This window comes from Paraburkholderia fungorum (assembly GCF_046026025.1).
In the GTDB taxonomy this organism is placed as follows: domain Bacteria; phylum Pseudomonadota; class Gammaproteobacteria; order Burkholderiales; family Burkholderiaceae; genus Paraburkholderia; species Paraburkholderia fungorum_E.
The window spans coordinates 28,369-45,596 of record NZ_JAQQFL010000047.1; the positions used below are offsets into that span (position 1 = coordinate 28,369).

At 59.6% G+C, this 17,228-nt stretch carries 14 protein-coding genes; 11 read left to right on the forward strand and 3 right to left on the reverse strand.

Annotation, left to right across the window (positions count from 1 at the left end):
• Positions 1 to 158: 158 nt before the first annotated feature.
• The gene (locus PQR67_RS34725; protein ID WP_408467318.1) at positions 159 to 1,727 is read right to left on the reverse strand and encodes a hypothetical protein; all 1,569 of its coding nucleotides are present in this window, start codon (positions 1,725 to 1,727) and stop codon (positions 159 to 161) included.
• Positions 1,728 to 2,426: 699 nt separating this feature from the next.
• Between PQR67_RS34725 and PQR67_RS34730 the strand changes: the two genes are divergently transcribed.
• From PQR67_RS34730 to PQR67_RS34740, 3 genes are all read left to right on the forward strand, one after another.
• The gene (locus tag PQR67_RS34730) at positions 2,427 to 3,710 is read left to right on the forward strand and encodes a serine hydrolase domain-containing protein (protein ID WP_408467319.1); all 1,284 of its coding nucleotides are present in this window, start codon (positions 2,427 to 2,429) and stop codon (positions 3,708 to 3,710) included.
• Positions 3,710 to 4,729: a zinc-dependent alcohol dehydrogenase family protein gene (locus PQR67_RS34735; protein WP_408467320.1), complete on the forward strand. Its 1,020-nt coding sequence runs from the start codon at positions 3,710 to 3,712 to the stop codon at positions 4,727 to 4,729. Before PQR67_RS34730 ends, PQR67_RS34735 begins: the two co-directional genes overlap by 1 nt.
• Before the next feature lie 90 nt (positions 4,730 to 4,819).
• The gene (locus PQR67_RS34740) at positions 4,820 to 5,959 is read left to right on the forward strand and encodes an ABC transporter substrate-binding protein (protein ID WP_408467321.1); all 1,140 of its coding nucleotides are present in this window, start codon (positions 4,820 to 4,822) and stop codon (positions 5,957 to 5,959) included.
• Between the two features lie 77 nt (positions 5,960 to 6,036).
• Here the strand turns inward: PQR67_RS34740 and PQR67_RS34745 are convergent, their stop codons facing one another.
• Together PQR67_RS34745 and rpiB are read right to left on the reverse strand one after the other, a co-directional pair.
• The gene (locus PQR67_RS34745) at positions 6,037 to 7,023 is read right to left on the reverse strand and encodes a sugar-binding transcriptional regulator (protein WP_211623401.1); all 987 of its coding nucleotides are present in this window, start codon (positions 7,021 to 7,023) and stop codon (positions 6,037 to 6,039) included.
• An 87-nt stretch (positions 7,024 to 7,110) separates the two neighbouring features.
• Complete coding sequence (gene rpiB, locus PQR67_RS34750; RefSeq protein ID WP_054042378.1) at positions 7,111 to 7,581, reverse strand: ribose 5-phosphate isomerase B; 471 nt, start codon at positions 7,579 to 7,581, stop codon at positions 7,111 to 7,113.
• A 297-nt stretch (positions 7,582 to 7,878) separates the two neighbouring features.
• On the opposite strand from rpiB, the gene PQR67_RS34755 reads away from it, so the two are divergent.
• From PQR67_RS34755 to fba, 8 genes are all read left to right on the forward strand, one after another.
• The gene (locus PQR67_RS34755) at positions 7,879 to 9,357 is read left to right on the forward strand and encodes a sugar ABC transporter ATP-binding protein (RefSeq protein WP_408467322.1); all 1,479 of its coding nucleotides are present in this window, start codon (positions 7,879 to 7,881) and stop codon (positions 9,355 to 9,357) included.
• Entirely contained in the window at positions 9,354 to 10,340 is a 987-nt protein-coding gene (locus PQR67_RS34760) for an ABC transporter permease (RefSeq protein ID WP_408467323.1), read from the forward strand. Before PQR67_RS34755 ends, PQR67_RS34760 begins: the two co-directional genes overlap by 4 nt.
• Positions 10,341 to 10,385: 45 nt before the next feature.
• Complete coding sequence (locus tag PQR67_RS34765; protein ID WP_408467324.1) at positions 10,386 to 11,390, forward strand: substrate-binding domain-containing protein; 1,005 nt, start codon at positions 10,386 to 10,388, stop codon at positions 11,388 to 11,390.
• 15 nt (positions 11,391 to 11,405) lie between these two features.
• Positions 11,406 to 12,176 (forward strand): GolD/DthD family dehydrogenase, encoded by a 771-nt coding sequence (locus PQR67_RS34770; RefSeq protein WP_408467325.1) that lies wholly within the window; start codon positions 11,406 to 11,408, stop codon positions 12,174 to 12,176.
• A gap of 26 nt (positions 12,177 to 12,202) precedes the next feature.
• On the forward strand, positions 12,203 to 13,210 hold the full coding sequence (locus tag PQR67_RS34775) for a dihydroxyacetone kinase subunit DhaK (RefSeq protein WP_408467326.1): 1,008 nt from the start codon (positions 12,203 to 12,205) through the stop codon (positions 13,208 to 13,210).
• Positions 13,207 to 13,878, forward strand: coding sequence for a dihydroxyacetone kinase subunit DhaL (dhaL, locus tag PQR67_RS34780; RefSeq protein WP_408467327.1), 672 nt, complete (start codon positions 13,207 to 13,209; stop codon positions 13,876 to 13,878). The genes PQR67_RS34775 and dhaL overlap by 4 nt, the downstream gene beginning before the upstream one ends.
• Positions 13,879 to 13,977: 99 nt before the next feature.
• Positions 13,978 to 16,014: a transketolase gene (tkt, locus tag PQR67_RS34785; RefSeq protein ID WP_408467328.1), complete on the forward strand. Its 2,037-nt coding sequence runs from the start codon at positions 13,978 to 13,980 to the stop codon at positions 16,012 to 16,014.
• Between the two features lie 121 nt (positions 16,015 to 16,135).
• Positions 16,136 to 17,188, forward strand: coding sequence for a class II fructose-bisphosphate aldolase (fba, locus tag PQR67_RS34790; RefSeq protein ID WP_408467334.1), 1,053 nt, complete (start codon positions 16,136 to 16,138; stop codon positions 17,186 to 17,188).
• Positions 17,189 to 17,228 lie beyond the last annotated feature (40 nt).

The window sequence follows — 17,228 nt, forward strand, 5'->3', positions numbered from 1 at the left end:
CGGATATCTATAGTAGAGGTTTTACGGGCGGCGCCAATTTTACTGACCGGAAATTGTGTTTTTTCTTGTAGTGCGAAGTCGGGTCGTCCGCCGAGGTTTCAAACGGGATCCCGGACGGCTAAATTTCTTCTGTGGGGCGGCTGCAACCCGATGTGTGTCTATGCCGAAGAACCTGGCTGCGGAAGAACCAGATTGTGTACGTCTGACAATGTTTGCTGCCACGAATAGATATCCCCTTGTGACTTGGGTTTGCCACTCTCTAAAGAGGGCTTGAGCAGTGCAAGCAAATCCTTTGATTGTGACGTCTCGGAGGGTGTCATAGTGTCCGAGACAAGGCTACCCATCACGTATTTCGACTGGCGCGTCGATTGATCGGCCTTTTGGTTAAAAGAAGCATCGATAAGTTTTCCGTTACGGTTTGCAATGTACGTTGCGCTTGCGGATGCGTCATTGATTTGAGTGTAGTAGTAATTTTGCGAGTTCCGCATTGAGTTCAATGCGAGAGGCGCGCCTGCAGACAATGACATGTGATAACTGGCTGCCAGGTGAGATTGCTGATTTTGTGAAATAGTCCCGTACAGTTCGCTTCCTTTTATGTTGGTGTGTTGGGAAACCTGATAAGAAAAAGTGTCTTGTTCATTCAGGCGCATTGGATTTGTTGCCGCAGGCGCCTGGGTAATGGAAGCATTGAAATCGGCGAGCCCTGTCAACATGGCGTGGTCCGCCTCGCCCAGAGAGGTCGCGTAAGTTGTTCCTGGAATCTGTTGCGACGGAACACCGTAGTCGCTATTCATTTGTGAAAATGCGTCTTTGAACATCGCCATGAGCGATGCGTCGCCGTGACCCCGTGAGCTTGTTTTGTCAAATTGACTTAGATACTGGTTGATGGCCCCGGTACGTTGCGCCTGGTTGCCCCAGATCGCAGAGTTACTCATGTCCACGTTGATTTTCATTGCACCGGTCGGGCCGTTTACGCTCACGGCTCTTGCCGCACTGTCCGCGTGGAAGTCGATCGATTGTAGTGGTTGTCCTTTGACGGGCACACTGGACTGGAGATCCACCGACGATAGAACCGATGGGTCAAACTGCGTCAGCCCGCTCAGATTAAGGCGCGGGGGGATAGCACTCAGTCCGTCGATTACATCCTGAAACGAACCTGAGAGTTTTGCAAGCGCACTACGTTCTACATCCGTGAGCTTGCCGTTGCTTTTTACGCCAACGGTCAGGCCGCCATCCTGACTGTGCAAGGTTATGTCGACTTTCACGCCGCTCTTTGTCTGGATCGTAAGCCTGATATCTGCTTGACTGCCCTGTACCGTCTGCCCGATTGAGCTCACCGGGTTTGCCGACGCTATCTGAACCGATTGCGAAAAGTCATCGCCCGTGGTTTTGAAGCGATCAAGTAGTGCACTTCCCAGCCCGTAGAATTTGTTGTTGGTCAGCGATGCGGATAGCACATCACCCGCCATTGCTGTTGTTATCGCGTCGTTCGCGTTGTTCGCCAGGGTCAAGGTGCGCGCCGTAGATTCGTTCGTGCGCGATGCGGAGTACTCCGGCAACGGATTTGTCGCATCTGCCTGACTAATGGTGACGATTGTCGATGATTCTGGTGGTGCAGTCGTTTCTTCCGTGACAAGTTTGCTCGCCAATACAGTCGATCCGAGGCTATTCAAGGATGGCGAGCCTGGTGAGAGGTTTGCCGGAATCAGTGAAGACACAGTTGTCATGTGTAGAGGTATCCGAAATTTGGCGTAAAGGAGTTTGCGGGTGCTCATAAGGTACCCGTTCTGGCCGGTTCTATAACGGCGAGGGTCGAAAAGACTTTAGCTGCTCAGCACTGGCGTCGAAGTATTCTGTTATTGGAGTCGTCGCCGCTCAGCATTCGGCTATGTGCCGTCGGCACAGTCCATAAAGAGCCGGATCGAGGCTCTGTAGCAGAAGAATCTGGCGGTGCCGTGTCCGGTTTCTCGGAGAACGAAGGGCAACGCGCGGCTCACTTCTCATTATCGGGAAAAACCGAATACACCACTGGTTGGGTATTCGGCGTCAGAGGGCAAGATGCGATGACCCGCGCACAGAAGAGCTCCACCTGATTGAGGTTTCCGATGCGTGTCCACTAAAACACAATTCTTCAGCAATCCAAAATGTTGCTTGACGATGCAGGTTTTCTGCCGTCGATCATGGCGCATCGCGCGCTCTGCAAACCTGTGGGCGACCGGCCGGGTTGCCGGGCAGCCGCTGAGAGGCTTCGAGCGGTAGCAGCACGGGAGAACGCCTGCATTCCGGCAAAACGGTCGAGCGCTGCTATTTCTCACTACGGTGAAAAACTCAATCGACAATTCAACATATTATCGCCTCATAGGTGAAACTGTACATTACTCTCCATATCTTGTTAGAGGCCGCGTGAGCGGCGAGGGCAGGCAGCAATGAAAGCATCCACATCCCGGCGACCAGTCGCGGTTCGAAAGGTATCGCGCCGTGAATTCTGTGTCGCCGCCACGGTCGGCGGCCTCGCGGCCGCGTTGACAAGTCCGGTTTCCGAGGCGACGCCATCTGCGCCGGCCATTCAGCCCCGATGGAATCGGACGAAGGCGCTGGACGCCGTCATTCTCGACGCGGTCAACAGTGGGCATATCGTAGGCGCGACCGTGATTGCCGCAAAAGACGGAGAGATCGTCTACCGCCGCGCGGCTGGTTTTGCCGACCGCGAAGCCCGCCGGGCAATGACTGAAAACGAGGTCTACCGCCTCGCGTCGATGACAAAACCGATTGTCTGCGTGACGGCGCTGGCACTCATTGATGGTGGCCGGCTCGGTCTGGAAGATCCCGTGACCCAGTGGCTTCCCGACTTCCGGCCGAAGCTGCCCGATGGCCGCGAGCCCGTCATCACGGTGCGCCATCTGCTCACGCATACGGCGGGGCTGACTTATGGGTTCCTCGAGGCTGAGGGTGGTCCCTATCACCAGTTGGGCGTGTCCGACGGACTCGACCATTCCGGGCTGACGCTGAAGGAGAACCTTCGGCGAATTGCAGCGGCACCACTGCTTTTTGAGCCTGGTACGGCGTGGCACTATTCCGTCGCCATCGACGTGCTCGGCGCCGTCATCGAGCGCGTAACCGGCACGACATTGCCTGATGCGGTCCAACGCATCGTGACGGATCCGCTGGGCATCTCCAGCATCCGCTTCGTTGCTTCAGCCGATACCGTGCTGGCGACGCCGTATGGCGATGCGTCGCCTCAGCCCATCCGCATGACCTATCCCTTTTCGCTCGCGTTCGGACAAAGCGCCATCGTGTATTCGCCCGCCCGGGCATTCGATTCGAAGGCCTTTCCATCTGGTGGAGTCGGCATGGTAGGCACGGCGGAAGATTACCTCCGCTTTGCCGAAGCGATCCGCTCAGGTGGTGCGGGCATCATCCGCCCGGAGACCATGGCGGCAATGACGTCCAATGCGATCGGCGATCTGCCGGTCGGCGCAGCCGGCCTAGGCTTCGGCTGGGGACTCGGCGTGGCCGTGCTCAGGGATCCGGCTGCGGCGAAATCGCCAGTGAGCGCCGGCGCCTGGAACTGGTCCGGCGTGTACGGCACGAACTTCTGGGTGGACCCCGCTGCCGGCATTTCTGTCGTTGCGTTGACGAACACGGCAGTCGCAGGCATGACCGGGAATTTTCCAATGGCACTGCGCCGTGCTGTCTACCGGGAGGTGTAATGAAGGCTTATCAAATCCAGGCGGGTGCTGGCCTTGGCGGACTTGAGCGTGTCGAGCGCCCAAGCCGGGGCCCCGGAGCCTACGAAATCAGGATGCGCGTAGACGCTGCCGCGCTCAACCATCGCGACCTCAGTTTCGCGCGGGGCCAGTTCTATAACCCGCCGAGCTATCCGATCGTCCCGCTCGTCGATGGATGCGGGGAGGTCATCGCCGTTGGGGAGGCGGTCACGCGTTTCAAGGTGGGTGATCGTGTCATCACAAGCTACTACCCGCGATGGATTGACGGTGCACTGTCCCCTGGCAAGACAGCCGTGTCCTTCGGGGCCCAGTTCGACGGCACGCTTGCCGAAGAAGTCGTGGCAAGCGAGGAGGCTTTCGTGCTGGCGCCGCGCAGTCTTGATCCCATCATGGCGGCAACGTTGCCTTGCGCCGGCGTGACGGCATGGAATGCGTTGTTCGTCGCGGGTGCGGTCAAACCGGGCGGCAGCGTGCTGCTGCTGGGAACCGGCGGTGTCTCGCTCTGGGCGCTACAGCTTGCGAGAGCTGCTGGCGTCTTCACGATCGTGACATCGTCCCAGGACGAAAAACTTGAACGTGCACGCTCGCTGGGCGCGAATGCGACCATCAACTATCGGAACAGCCCGGAATGGCAGGACGAGGTCTTGCAGCTCACGGAGGGGGCCGGCGTTGATGTTGTTGTCGAGGTCGGAGGCGAGGGCACATTGGCGCGCTCGCTGAAGGCCGCGGGACCCGGTGGGACGATTGTCGTGATCGGCCGGGTCAGCGGCGGCGGGGGTGTCTCGATCGAACCCGGCGCGCTCATCGGTGGAGCAAAGCGCCTCGTCGGTATTACGGCGGGTAGTCGCGCGATGCTCGAGCAGCTCGTCCGTTTCGCCGAGGTCAACCAGATCAATCCTGCCGTCGACAAAGTCTTCCCGTTCGATGCGGCTCCGTCCGCCTATGAATATCTCGCGAGCGGGCGGCATTTCGGCAAAGTGGTAGTCGACGTGCGCGCATAACGCGACGCTTGCCTTCTGTTGCGGTAGCAGGGGTTTCCACAGGCAGTTTGGCTGTGATCGCCAGTTAAGCCATCAGCAAAGGAATCGTGTATGAAATTGATGTCAGTGTTGTTGGCAACAGGATTGGCGATTGCCGTTAGCCCGGCATTCGCCGCGGACCCTGTTCGCATCGGCGTCACAACCATCCTGAGCGGCCCGAATGCCGATCGCGGAAAGAGCGAGCAATACGGTGTCGAGTTGGCATTGCAGCGCATCAACGCATCGGGCGGCGTGCTCGGCAGACCGGTCGAGGCGTTTTATGCCGACAACGCCGCCGATCCGGCAACAGGGTTTGCGGCGGCGAAGCGACTCATCGGACAGCAGCACGTTTCCGTGCTGCTGGGCGCGCTGGCGACGCCGGTCACGCGAGCTGTGATGCCTGTAGCGAATGAAGCGAAGGTACCGCTTGTAATCGACATTTCGGCTGGCCAGGAATTCGTCGACGCCGCCGGCTCCGGGGGCTACGACTACGTTTTTAAAACCAGTCCATCCGACGGCGATGTGGCGACTGCGATGATGCAGTGGCTGAAGGCCCGGAACGTCAAGCGTATTGTCATCCTGGCAGATGACAACGACTTCAACCACGCCAACGCAGTGGCGATGGAAAAGGCTGCGACGGCCGCACACATCGAGACCTTGGCGAGCGAAACCGTTGCAAAGGGAACCACGGACCTGGCTTCCTCCGTCGAGCGATTGAAGGCGCTGCAACCGGATCGAATCGTTACCCTTCTTGGCGCGTCTAGCGGGGCATTTTTCCGTGCCTACGAGCAAACCGGCGGAGGCATTCCAGTAACGGGCCGCGTCGATTTCACGGCGGCGATTGCGAACTTGTCGCCCCGGTTCGTAGCGGCTGGCGGGCTTGATCAGGCCGCGGGGATTTCAGTATTTACACCCGTGGCACCCGGGTCCGGCGTGGGGGAGTTCGTGGCTGCTTATCGAGAGAAATACGGGCTTGCTCCGACCCAGCGTTCGGTTTTCGCGTTCGAGGCGACGGAACTGGTCGTCGACGCAATCCGTCGTGCGAATTCGGACGACCCTGTCGCGGTGCAGCAGGCGCTGCGCTCGACACAGATGCCGTCCATGCTTGGCGGCACCTTTGCGATGGACGAGCACAATCATTCCCACGTCATGATGCAGATGGTTGGAATGCGGGGCGGCAAGCTTACGGTTCTCGAGCAGGTCGGGAAGTAGGCCGTCCGGACCGTGTGTGCGGACGCCGTTCGAGCTTGCACGCCACGCGCATGCGTACCATGCAGACGGCCCGATGTTTACCGGGTCGCCAGCTCCGACTGTTGCGGAGAAAGCGGATTGCGAGTGGCGTCTTCCAGGCTGACAATCGATTGAGCAATGGCTTCCGTCGTTGCGAGCGTGGTGATTGCCCCTGCACGCAACGCGCCCAGGACCGCGGTTGTCTTGGTGTTTTCGCTGGCGACCGCAATAACGTTCGGAATGCGTTTCAGGTCTTCCATGCTCAGACCAATGACCCGGTCGCGCACGGGAGTGACAACGGGGCGGCCGGCAATATCGATGAAGTGGTAGCCCATCAGGTCTCCAACTGCCCCGCACTTGCGGAGTTCGGCGATCTCGTCCGGCGAAAACCAGCCGTTGCGAACCATGATGCTGTCTTCATTGATGTCGCCGACCCCAACCAGCGCGATGTGGGCTCTACGTGCCTTGTCAAGCGTGGGTTTGACCGCATCGTTGTGCAGCAGGCCCTCGCGGACGGCAGGATCGCCCACGAGAGCCGGCGCGTAAAGTGTTTCGCTGCCACCCCCAAAGCGGGCGGCAAGCCGGCGGCTGATGTGGTCGGCATTCATGATCTCGCCGCCCCGGTAGAAGCCGCCAATGGCGCAGACGAAGGTCGGAGAGCGTTGCGTCGACGAGATCGCATGCTCTGAGATCGCGTTGATATTACGGCCGATACCCACGGCAACGATCATGTCGTTGGTGAGAATGCGATCCAGATGGCTGGCGACCAGACCGGCAAGCAGTTCGCGCTGCTTGTCCTGGTCCTTGTGGTTGACGGACACGATCGCTTTTTCGATCCCAAACCGCTCGATCAACTCACGTTCGAGGTCTCGTGTATCACGTGGATGGTGCCTGACGCGAATTTCAACGATGCCTTCTTCCTGCGCACGCTTCAGAAGACGGCCTATCTTGGCTCGGGAAAGCGAAAACTGCTTTGACAGATCTTCCTGCGTGAGTCCGTCGACGTAGTAAAGCGTTGCCAGACGAGTCAGTTCGTCGGTGGTCATATGATTTGTCTCTTTCCCATTCGGCTGGATATTACGTGGCTTGCCGCGGAGCCGGTGGGTAATCGACTGATGACCGGGGCAGCCAGTTCAAGCAGGCTTGTTGTTGCGGGGTAACTGGTGGTCATCCTCGTATTCCTTGATGCGGTTCACCTTCGGGACGGAGCGTCCGCCATCGAAGCTCGCACCAAGCCATGTATCAACAATCGCTTTCGCGAGTTCGGGACCGACGACGCGAGCGCCAATTGTAATGATTTGCGCGTCGTTGCTCTTGCTCGCCCGCTCCGCCGAGTAGGTGTCGTGACATTGCGCAGCGCGAATGCCATGCACCTTGTTGGCGGCGATCGCCATGCCGATGCCAGTTCCGCACAGCAGCACGGCCCGATCGAATTCGCCTTGCGCAACCTTCTCCGCTACGGCGAACGCGATGTTTGGGTAGTGAACAGGTTCCGCCTCGTAGGTTCCGAAGTCAGTGACGTCCAGCCCCTTGCCAGTCAAATGTTGCTTGATCAGTTCCTTCAGGTCAAATGCGGCTTCATCGCATCCGATTGCCAGCTTCATATTTAACTCCGTTGTCCGGGATTGTTCAATGTACGATTGATCAAATGTTCGTCGATGATCAAATTCTCATTCGTGTGCACATGAAAGTCAAGGCCATGATCATGAGTTTTTTATGCTGGCCGGTATTGGCAAGTCCTTGTTCAGCTGGCTGTTACTGCCGCGTTGCAGCAGATTGGTAAATAGGGTGATATTAGGGGTAAACCACATGGTTCCAGTAATTGACAGGTGATGGACGCGAATCTACGATGTGACTCAGATGCTCAAATGTTCAATAGCGAGCAAATGTTAGGAGACAAAGTGGACGACCTTCTTGTGGATGCCAGCGGAGTACAAAAGGCATTCAATGGTGTCAGGGCGTTAGAGGACGGCCGGTTGAAGCTGCGGCGCGGAAGTGTCCATGCGCTGTGCGGCGGGAACGGTGCCGGAAAGTCGACCTTCCTTGGCATCGTCATGGGTATCACCCAGCGCGATGCCGGAGAAATCCTGTTCAAGGGACAAAGCGTCAATTTCCAGACGCCGGCCGAAGCACTCGACAATCGCATCGCGATCATTACGCAGGAGCTTTCGCCGATTCCCGGCATGACCGTTGCCGAGAACCTGTATCTCGGCCGCGAACCCCGCAGGGCCGGTGTGCTGGTCAGATTCGGGGCGCTCGTGAGACAGGCGCAGGAACTCCTGGACCGCCTTGCTTTCCCGGTCGATGCCCGCGCACGCATGTCGTCGCTGAGTCTCGCGCAGATCCAGTTGGTTGAGATCGCCAAGGCATTCAGCCGCGACTGCGACGTGATGATCATGGACGAGCCGACTTCAGCGATCGGCGAGCGCGAAACCGAAGTGCTGTTCAACGCGATCCGTAACCTGACGGCGCAGGGGACCGGGATCATCTATGTCAGCCACCGGCTCTCGGAAATATTCCAGATCGCGGACGACTACACGGTCTTTCGCGACGGACGGTATGTGGACAGCGGCCGTATCGCCGACATCGACCGCTCCTATCTGGTGAGCACGATCGTCGGGCGCAAGCTGCATTCCGCCGAGAAGGTTCGCAGGGCCGTGGGCGAGCCCGTACTGGAGTCGACGGGTCTTTCCCGGGAGTCGGAATTCAACGATATCTCGCTCACGGTTCACGAGGGAGAAATCCTTGGCATCTACGGGCTCATGGGCGCGGGCCGCAGTGAATACCTCAACTGCATGTACGGGCTGACCCGTCCCGATAGCGGTCAAGTCAGGCTCAAGGGCCGCGCATTGCCGGTTGGCCGCCCCGCCAAGGCCATCCAGGCCGGCCTGTCGCTTGTGACGGAGGATCGCAAGGAGACGGGACTCGTGCTGTCGGCGTCCGTGCGCGACAACATCTCGTTCTCCGCCTACGACCGCCTGTCGCGCCTGTCGCTGATCAACCGCCGGAAAGTGAAGGCCCTCGTCGACACGATGGTCGATCGCATGCGGATCAAGACCAGTTCGGTGTCGCTGCCGGTCTCGTCGATGAGTGGGGGGAACCAGCAGAAGGTCGTGCTCGCGCGTTGTCTTTCAACCGAGCCCACGTGCCTGCTGTGCGACGAACCGACCCGTGGTATCGATGAGGGTGCCAAGCGCGAGGTCTACAAGCTGCTCGACGACTTCGTGTCGAAAGGCGGCGCCGCCATGGTGGTGTCTTCCGAGGCACAGGAGATTCTGGATGTCAGCGACCGCATCGCCATTTTCAAGTCGGGGCAGTTGGTCACCGTGATCGACGGCCATACCACTACTCAGGAAGATCTTTTGCACCTCGCATCATGAATACTCATACCACTTCCCTGAAAGTCCCGGCGAGCCAAAGCCGTTCCGCCCATATGCGCGATATCTACCGGCGCTACGGCATCGTCGCCGTGCTCATCGTCCTGTGCGTCGTGTTGTCTTTTGCCAATCAGTACTTTCTGACGCTGGGCAACATCGCGGACATCCTGCGACAAACGTCGATCAACGGCATTCTGGCCGTCGGGATGACGTATGTCGTGCTCACGGCGGGCATTGACCTGTCGGTCGGGTCCACGCTCGCTCTCGCCGGCATCATAAGCGCCAGTCTCGTGACGGGTCCGCATCCGCACGGCGCGGCAATTGGACTGGCGGCGGGGCTTGCCGTAGGCGCTGCCATCGGTGCGATCAACGGTTTGCTCGTTGCCCGGCTCTCCATTCCTCCTTTTGTTGCGACGCTCGGCATGCTGAGCGCGGCGCGAGGGCTGACCTATATCTACAACGATGGCATGCCGGTGACCGATCTGCCGGACGGATACCTGACCATCGGCACGGGCGCGATTGCCGGGATACCGGTGCCGATCATCGTTTTCGCTCTCGTCGTTGTGCTGTTCTGGTTTGTCCTGCGCTATACGACTTACGGCCGCTACGTTTATGCAGTGGGCGGCAACGCAAAGAGCGCCAAAACAAGCGGTATTTCGACGGGGAAGATCCTCTTTTCCGTCTACGTGATCGGCGGCCTGCTGGCGGGTCTTGCCGGGATCATCCTCGCCGCGCGCACGACATCGGCGTTGCCGCAGGCCGGCGTGTCCTATGAACTCGATGCCATCGCGGCCGTAGTGATCGGCGGCACGAGTCTTTCGGGCGGCACGGGCTCGCTCGGCGGCACGGTGGTCGGCGCGCTGCTGATCGGCGTCATCAACAACGGACTGAATTTGCTGGGCGTGTCGTCGTATTACCAGCAAGTTGTAAAGGGCGTCATTATCGTCGGTGCCGTCCTGCTCGATGCTTCGCGCAAGAAGCAATAACGTCAATCTCAAAAGAAACATTCCGGAACTATTCAGGAGACTTCGATGATTTCGTGGAAAAAAACCTTGCTGGCCTGCGCAGTGATGGGCCTCACCTGCACTGTCGCGCAGGCGGCCAAACCCATCCGTATTGGCGCAGCGGTGTATGGGCTCAAGGGTGAGTTCATGCAGATGTGGACCAACGCACTTAAGGCTCAGCCCGCGGTCAAGGACGGTACGGTGCAGCTCACGGTATTCGACGGCAACTATGACGCGCTCACCCAGAGCAATCAGTTCGACACGATGATCACGCAGAAATACGACGCGATCATTTTCGTGCCGATCGACAAGGCAGCGGGTGCTGCCGCCGTGGCCAAAGCCGCCGCGGCGCACATTCCGGTCATTGGATCGAATACCCTGGTGTCCGGCGACAAACTCACGTCCTATGTTGGTAGTAACGACGTGATTGCAGGACAAATGGAAGCCGGGGCGATCGTCAAGGCGATCGGCGGTAAGGGCAATGTGGTCATCCTCGAGGGGCCGATCGGCCAGTCCGCGCAGATCGATCGTTCGAAGGGTATTCAGGACGTGCTGTCAAAAAATCCGGACGTGAAGGTGCTCGAGCACAAGACGGCGAACTGGTCGCGTGCCGAGTCGCTGGCACTGGTCGAGAATTGGCTGACCGCGCATCCGGGGCAGATCAGCGGCATCATTGCGGAGAACGATGACATGGCGCTCGGCGCAATCCAGGCGCTGAAATCGAAGGCTATCGATCCGAAGAAAGTTCCGGTTGCCGGTATTGACGGAATTGTCGACGGTATCGCCGCAGTCAAGCGCGGCGAAATGACGACCTTCTTCCAGGACTCGCAGGCGCAGGCGCAAGGCGCACTGGACGTTGCACTGCGTACGGTCATCGGTTCGTCTTACAAACCGCGCTCGGACGTCTGGGCGGGATACGGCGCGAAGATGCCTTGGGACGACGGTACGGCGAAGTCCTACGCGGTGCCTTGGACGCAGGTCACGCCGGCCAACGCCCAGGACATTCTCAACAAGATTCCCAAGAGTAATTAATCAAGGAGTGGAGCGATGTCGGTCAATTCAACGACCTCTTTTGATATCACGGACCGCGTCGCGGTCGTGACCGGTGCGGCAAGCGGTATCGGGTTTGCCGTTGCCGAGTGCCTTGCTGCCGCGGGTGCGCGCGTTGCGCTGCTCGATATCAACCCGGCCGTCGAGGCCGTGGCCCGGACGCTTCCTGGCGGCCCGGAGAGGCACCTGGGTATCGCGGCGGATATCACGGTCGCCGGGATATCGGATGCCCTGGTGCGGCGCGTGACCGAGACGTTAGGTCCCGTCGACATCCTGGTCAACAATGCCGGCGTCGCTCTGCTTGAGAACGCGGAAGCACTGTCCGAGGAAGCCTGGGACAGGACGATGACAATCAACCTCAAAGCCCCGTTTCTCCTGGCGCAGGCCGTCGGCAAGCAGATGTTGGGCCGTGGTGGTCCCGGCCGGATTGTGAATCTGGCTTCTCAGGCGAGTGTCGTCGCACTGGAGCGCCATGTGGCGTACTGCGCGAGCAAGGCGGCAATTGTCGGCATGACCAAGGTGCTCGCGCTCGAATGGGCAAAGCATGGCATTACGGTCAACGCCGTTTCGCCCACGGTCGTGGATACCGAACTGGGCAGGAAAGCCTGGGCGGGTGCGGTGGGCGAAGCGATGAAGGCTAAAATTCCCGCAGGGCGATTCGCACGCCCCGACGAAATCGCCGCGTTGATTCTGTTTCTGGTCAGCGATGCCGCCGCGATGGTCAACGGCGAGAATATCGTGATTGATGGCGGCTACACCGCCCAGTAACAATACTCAAGATGTAAAGGAACGGTATGAATCGCGTCATTAACAATCCTGATCTCGTTGTCGAGGACATGCTCCGCGGCGTCCTCGCGGCACACCCGGAGCTGCGCGCCGCACCGGAGAATCCTCGCGTTGTCTCGCATGCCCATGCTCGCCAGAAGGACCGCGTGGGTATTGTGACTGGAGGGGGATCAGGACACGAACCGGCTTTTATCGGCTATGTCGGGCGCAACCTGGTGGACGCGGTGGCCATCGGCGAAATCTTTTCGTCGCCGACTGCGAAATCATTCTTTGAAGCGTTCAAGGCGGCCGATAGCGGCGCGGGCGTAGCGTGCCTTTACGGCAACTACGCAGGCGACAATATGAACGTAAAGATGGCAATCAAGCTGGCCGAGCGCGAAGGTATTCGCGTGCGCACGGTCGTCGCAAACGACGATGCCGCATCGGCGCCGAAAGACGAGATCGAAAAACGACGCGGCGTTGCCGGTGAAATCGTGATGTGGAAGGTTGGGGGTGCACGGGCCGCTCAGGGTGCCACGCTCGATGAAGTGATCGCCAGTGCGCGCAAAGCGGTGGACTCGACGCGCTCGATCGGCGTCGGCCTGTCCGCCTGTACGATCCCCGCGGTCGGCAAGGCGAACTTCGTCATTAAGGATGGTGAAATGGAGGTCGGCATCGGCCATCATGGCGAACCCGGAATCCTGGTCCAGCCTACCGTTCCCGCGAGAGACATGGCGAGGCTGATGCTCGACAGGCTGTTGCCGGATCTGCCTTTTGCCAGAGGCGACAGGGTATCGGTGCTGTTATCGGGTCTCGGCGCGACGCCGGTGATGGAGCAATACATCCTGTACGGAGAGGTTGCCGAGTATCTGCGTGAAGCGGGAATCGACATCCAGTTCTCGTTCGTCGGCAATCTGTTTACGTCCCTGGAAATGATGGGGGTTACGCTGACGTTGACGAAACTCGACGACGAACTGAGCGCGTGCCTCGCGCATCCATGTCAAAGCATCGGACTCAATGTGGGAGACGCACGATGATTGAAATCGTTAAATTGGCCGACGCCGGCGGTGTGGTCGTCGATCTGGTTCGAACCATCAATGCGAATCGCCAGTATCTGAGCGAAGTCGACGGCGCGATTGGTGATGGCGACCATGGCATCAACATGAGCAAGGGCTTCACGCAGTGCGGGGAGCATCTTGCGGCACGCGGATCGGCACCGTCGCTCCAGGTGGCCTTGGCTGATCTGTCCTCGGCACTCATGGACGGCATCGGCGGTTCAATGGGACCGCTCTACGGGACGTTCTTTCTCAGCATGAGCGACACGTTCGCGGACCACGCCGAACTCGACAAATCCCTTTTCTATCAGGCGCTCGTTGCCGGTATCGATTCTGTCCAGGAGATCGGCGATGCGAAGGTCGGCGACAAGACGCTGATCGACACGCTTGCTCCCGCGCGGATGGCGTATGGGGTGGCGTTGGAAGAGGGCAAGAGCTTCCGGGCGTGCATCGATGCGATGGTGGTTGCCGCGGAAGCCGGGATGAATTCGACCCGCGAGCTGCGCGCCCGTATCGGACGGGCAGCCCGTTTGGGCGACCGTTCGATTGGTGTCCTGGACGCCGGCGCATGTTCCTGCTTTCTGATCCTGCGCAGCATGGGTGAATCGATCACGCATCTGCTGGATAGTACGGCGGTGCCTGCCGCCTGAGGTCGTAACAGTACTCGAAGACTGGATGCCGGAGCCTCGTCGAGAAAAACGCGCGGGGCTTCAATATATTAATTTAGGTATACGAAACAGTGGTGATTCATGGATCATGCTAATCCGACCCGGACAGAACTTGCCAACGCAGTTCGGTTTCTAGCCATCGACGCCGTCCAGGCTGCCAATTCTGGACACCCCGGCATGCCGATGGGAATGGCTGATATCGCCGAAGTACTGTGGCGCAAGTACCTGAAGCATGATCCGGCAAGTCCGGATTGGGTCAACCGGGATCGCTTCGTGCTGTCAAACGGTCACGGGTCGATGTTGCTCTATGCCGCGTTGCATCTGAGCGGCTACGGTCTGTCGATAGACGATCTGAAGGGTTTCCGGAAGTGGCAGTCGATTACGCCCGGGCACCCGGAACGTGGTCTGACGCCAGGGGTCGAGACGACTACCGGTCCGTTAGGACAGGGTCTTGCCAATGCCGTCGGCATGGCGTTGGCTGAACGGCTGTTGGCCGCCGAATTCAACGAACCGGGTTTCGACATTGTCGATCACCACACCTATGTGTTCCTCGGCGACGGCTGCCTCATGGAAGGCGTCTCGCATGAGGCGTGCTCGCTCGCCGGCACCTGGCAGCTCGGCAAACTGATTGCGTTTTATGACGACAACGGCATTTCGATAGATGGCCATGTCGAGGGCTGGTTCACCGACCAGACCCCGATGCGCTTCCGTGCGTACGGCTGGCATGTCGTCGAGGGTGTCGACGGACATGATCCGCTGTCGATCGAGCGGGCGATCGAGGCAGGGCGAGCGGAACGTGACCGGCCGACGTTGATCTGCTGCAAGACGGTGATCGGACATGGTTCGCCGAATCGGGCCGGCACGCACGACGTGCATGGCGCTCCACTTGGCGCCGCTGAAATCGCGGCCACGCGGGAGCATCTTGGCTGGCATCACGCGCCGTTCGATATTCCCGGGCCGGTTCGCGACGCATGGGATGCGCGAGCGGCGGGCCGTGAGAGCAACATGGTCTGGCGCACGTTGTTCGAAGCCTATCGCACCCGCTTTCCTGAAAAGGCCGGCGACTTCGAGTCCCGCATGCACGGCAGCCGCCGCGAACGATCCGCCGAGGCGATCGAAAGCCTGCTGGCGGGCGGTGACTGGTTCGAGCAGAAGATGGCGACTCGCAAGGCGTCGCAGAAATGCCTGGAGTTGCTGGTTGGTCGATTGCCCGAACTTCTGGGCGGTTCGGCAGACCTGGCGCCGTCGAATCTCACCATGGTGCCGGCTTCGCGCGCGCTCATGCCCGACAGCGCGAACGGGCCTGGAAACTATATCCACTACGGCGTTCGCGAGTTCGGCATGGTCGCGATCATGAATGGCGCTGCGCTCCATGGTGGTTTCCTTCCGTATGGCGGGACCTTCCTGGTGTTTTCCGACTACGCGAAGAATGCGCTTCGTATGGCGGCGTTGATGCATCTGCAATGTATTTACGTTTTCACCCACGATTCGATTGGTCTCGGCGAGGACGGGCCTACCCATCAGCCGATCGAGCACGCGGCAATGCTGCGCCAGATTCCGGGCATGAACGTGTGGCGTCCGGCAGACGCGGTCGAAACGGCATATGCGTGGGCGGCGGCATTGGAAACAACTGATGCTCCGACTGCGCTGCTGCTTTCGCGCCAGAATCTGCCGCCGCTTTCCCGTACCGCGCAGGCGAAGGCACAAATCCGGCAGGGCGGTTATGTGCTCTCGGAGGCCGTTGGCGGACCGGCGGACATCATTCTGATTGCGACGGGTTCCGAGGTTGAACTCGCGCTCAAAGCGCAGACGGCGCTCGCCGATCAAGGGATTGCCGCAAGGGTCGTGTCGATGCCGTCAACCACGATCTTCGATAGCCAACCGCTTGCGTACCAGCTTTCCGTTTTGCCGCCCAAGATCCGGCGCGTGGCCATTGAAGCGGCGGCCGGCGATTTCTGGCGGAAGTACGTTGGTCTGAGTGGCGCTGTGATCGGGTTGTCGCACTTTGGCGAGTCGGCTCCGGCTGAGACGTTGTACGAAGAGTTCGGTATTACGGTGGACGCGATCGTCGACGCGGTGAACCGCACGCTCGAAGTGGAACAAGGGGTGGTCGACTAGTTGCGTCGCCGCGTCGTGCCCAAAAGTGCCGGAATCGCCGACACCGGCGCGATGTCGTGATCATCCTCGATATCAATTTAACGACGTTCGCCGCACGGCGACATTACTTCCTGGAAATGACATGGCGCTGATTTCATTGCGGCAGTTGCTGGACCATGCGGCGGAGCACGCGTATGGCGTGCCGGCATTCAACGTCAATAACCTCGAGCAGGTTCAGGCAATCATGCAGGCGGCCGCTGACTGCGATAGTCCGGTCATCATGCAGGCCTCCGCCGGGGCGCGGAAATATGCAGGCGAAGCGTTTCTGCGTCACCTCGTCGAGGCGGCGATCGAGACTTATCCCGACATCCCGGTCGTGATGCATCAGGACCACGGGGCGTCGCCGGCTGTTTGCCAGGCCGCTATCCGCAGCGGATTCAGCAGCGTGATGATGGACGGTTCACTCATGCCGGACATGAAAACCGTTGCGAGCTACGACTACAACGTCGAGGTGACGCGCACTGTGGTGGAGATGGCGCATGCCATCGGGGTGTCGGTCGAGGGTGAGCTCGGATGTCTGGGTTCACTCGAATCGGGAATGGCAGGGGAAGAGGATGGCTCGGGTGCCGAAGGCGTATTGACCCACGACATGCTGCTGACCGACCCCGAGCAGGCCGTCGACTTCGTGCAGCGTACCGGGGTCGACGCACTAGCAATTGCTATTGGCACATCGCACGGTGCCTATAAATTCTCCCGCAAACCGTCGGGCGACATTCTTGCGATCGACAGGATCAGGGAAATTCATCGCCGCCTGCCCAATACTCATCTGGTGATGCACGGATCGAGTTCCGTGCCTCAGGAATGGCTCGAGATCATTCGTGAATTCGGCGGCGAAATCCGCGAAACGTACGGTGTTCCGGTGGAAGAGATTTGCGAGGGCATTCGCCATGGTGTACGCAAGATCAACATCGATACGGACATTCGCCTCGCGATGACCGGGGCAATACGGCGCTCACTTGCACAGCGTCCTTCCGAGTTCGACGTGCGTCGATTCTTCACGGACGCACTCGGCGCGGCCCGGGATCTGTGCCGTTTCCGCTTCGAGGCATTCGGCAGTGCCGGACAGGCGCACAAGATCAAGCCGGTTGCGCTGTCGGCGATGGCAGGGCGCTATGACCACGTGCACTGTGCGTAATGGATTGCGCTGGCACGAGCGCGCGACAGGTCACACGGCC

Excerpts from the sequence above, each read along its gene's own strand:
- tkt (WP_408467328.1), top strand. The coding sequence starts at position 13,978 with ATGGATCATGCTAATCCGACCCGGACAGAACTTGCCAACGCAGTTCGG.
- rpiB (WP_054042378.1), bottom strand. The coding sequence starts at position 7,581 with ATGAAGCTGGCAATCGGATGCGATGAAGCCGCATTTGACCTGAAGGAA.
- PQR67_RS34775 (WP_408467326.1), top strand. The coding sequence starts at position 12,203 with ATGAATCGCGTCATTAACAATCCTGATCTCGTTGTCGAGGACATGCTC.
- PQR67_RS34735 (WP_408467320.1), top strand. The coding sequence starts at position 3,710 with ATGAAGGCTTATCAAATCCAGGCGGGTGCTGGCCTTGGCGGACTTGAG.
- PQR67_RS34740 (WP_408467321.1), top strand. The coding sequence starts at position 4,820 with ATGAAATTGATGTCAGTGTTGTTGGCAACAGGATTGGCGATTGCCGTT.
- fba (WP_408467334.1), top strand. The coding sequence starts at position 16,136 with ATGGCGCTGATTTCATTGCGGCAGTTGCTGGACCATGCGGCGGAGCAC.
- PQR67_RS34770 (WP_408467325.1), top strand. The coding sequence starts at position 11,406 with ATGTCGGTCAATTCAACGACCTCTTTTGATATCACGGACCGCGTCGCG.
- PQR67_RS34725 (WP_408467318.1), bottom strand. The coding sequence starts at position 1,727 with ATGACAACTGTGTCTTCACTGATTCCGGCAAACCTCTCACCAGGCTCG.
- PQR67_RS34730 (WP_408467319.1), top strand. The coding sequence starts at position 2,427 with ATGAAAGCATCCACATCCCGGCGACCAGTCGCGGTTCGAAAGGTATCG.
- PQR67_RS34745 (WP_211623401.1), bottom strand. The coding sequence starts at position 7,023 with ATGACCACCGACGAACTGACTCGTCTGGCAACGCTTTACTACGTCGAC.
- dhaL (WP_408467327.1), top strand. The coding sequence starts at position 13,207 with ATGATTGAAATCGTTAAATTGGCCGACGCCGGCGGTGTGGTCGTCGAT.
- PQR67_RS34760 (WP_408467323.1), top strand. The coding sequence starts at position 9,354 with ATGAATACTCATACCACTTCCCTGAAAGTCCCGGCGAGCCAAAGCCGT.
- PQR67_RS34765 (WP_408467324.1), top strand. The coding sequence starts at position 10,386 with ATGATTTCGTGGAAAAAAACCTTGCTGGCCTGCGCAGTGATGGGCCTC.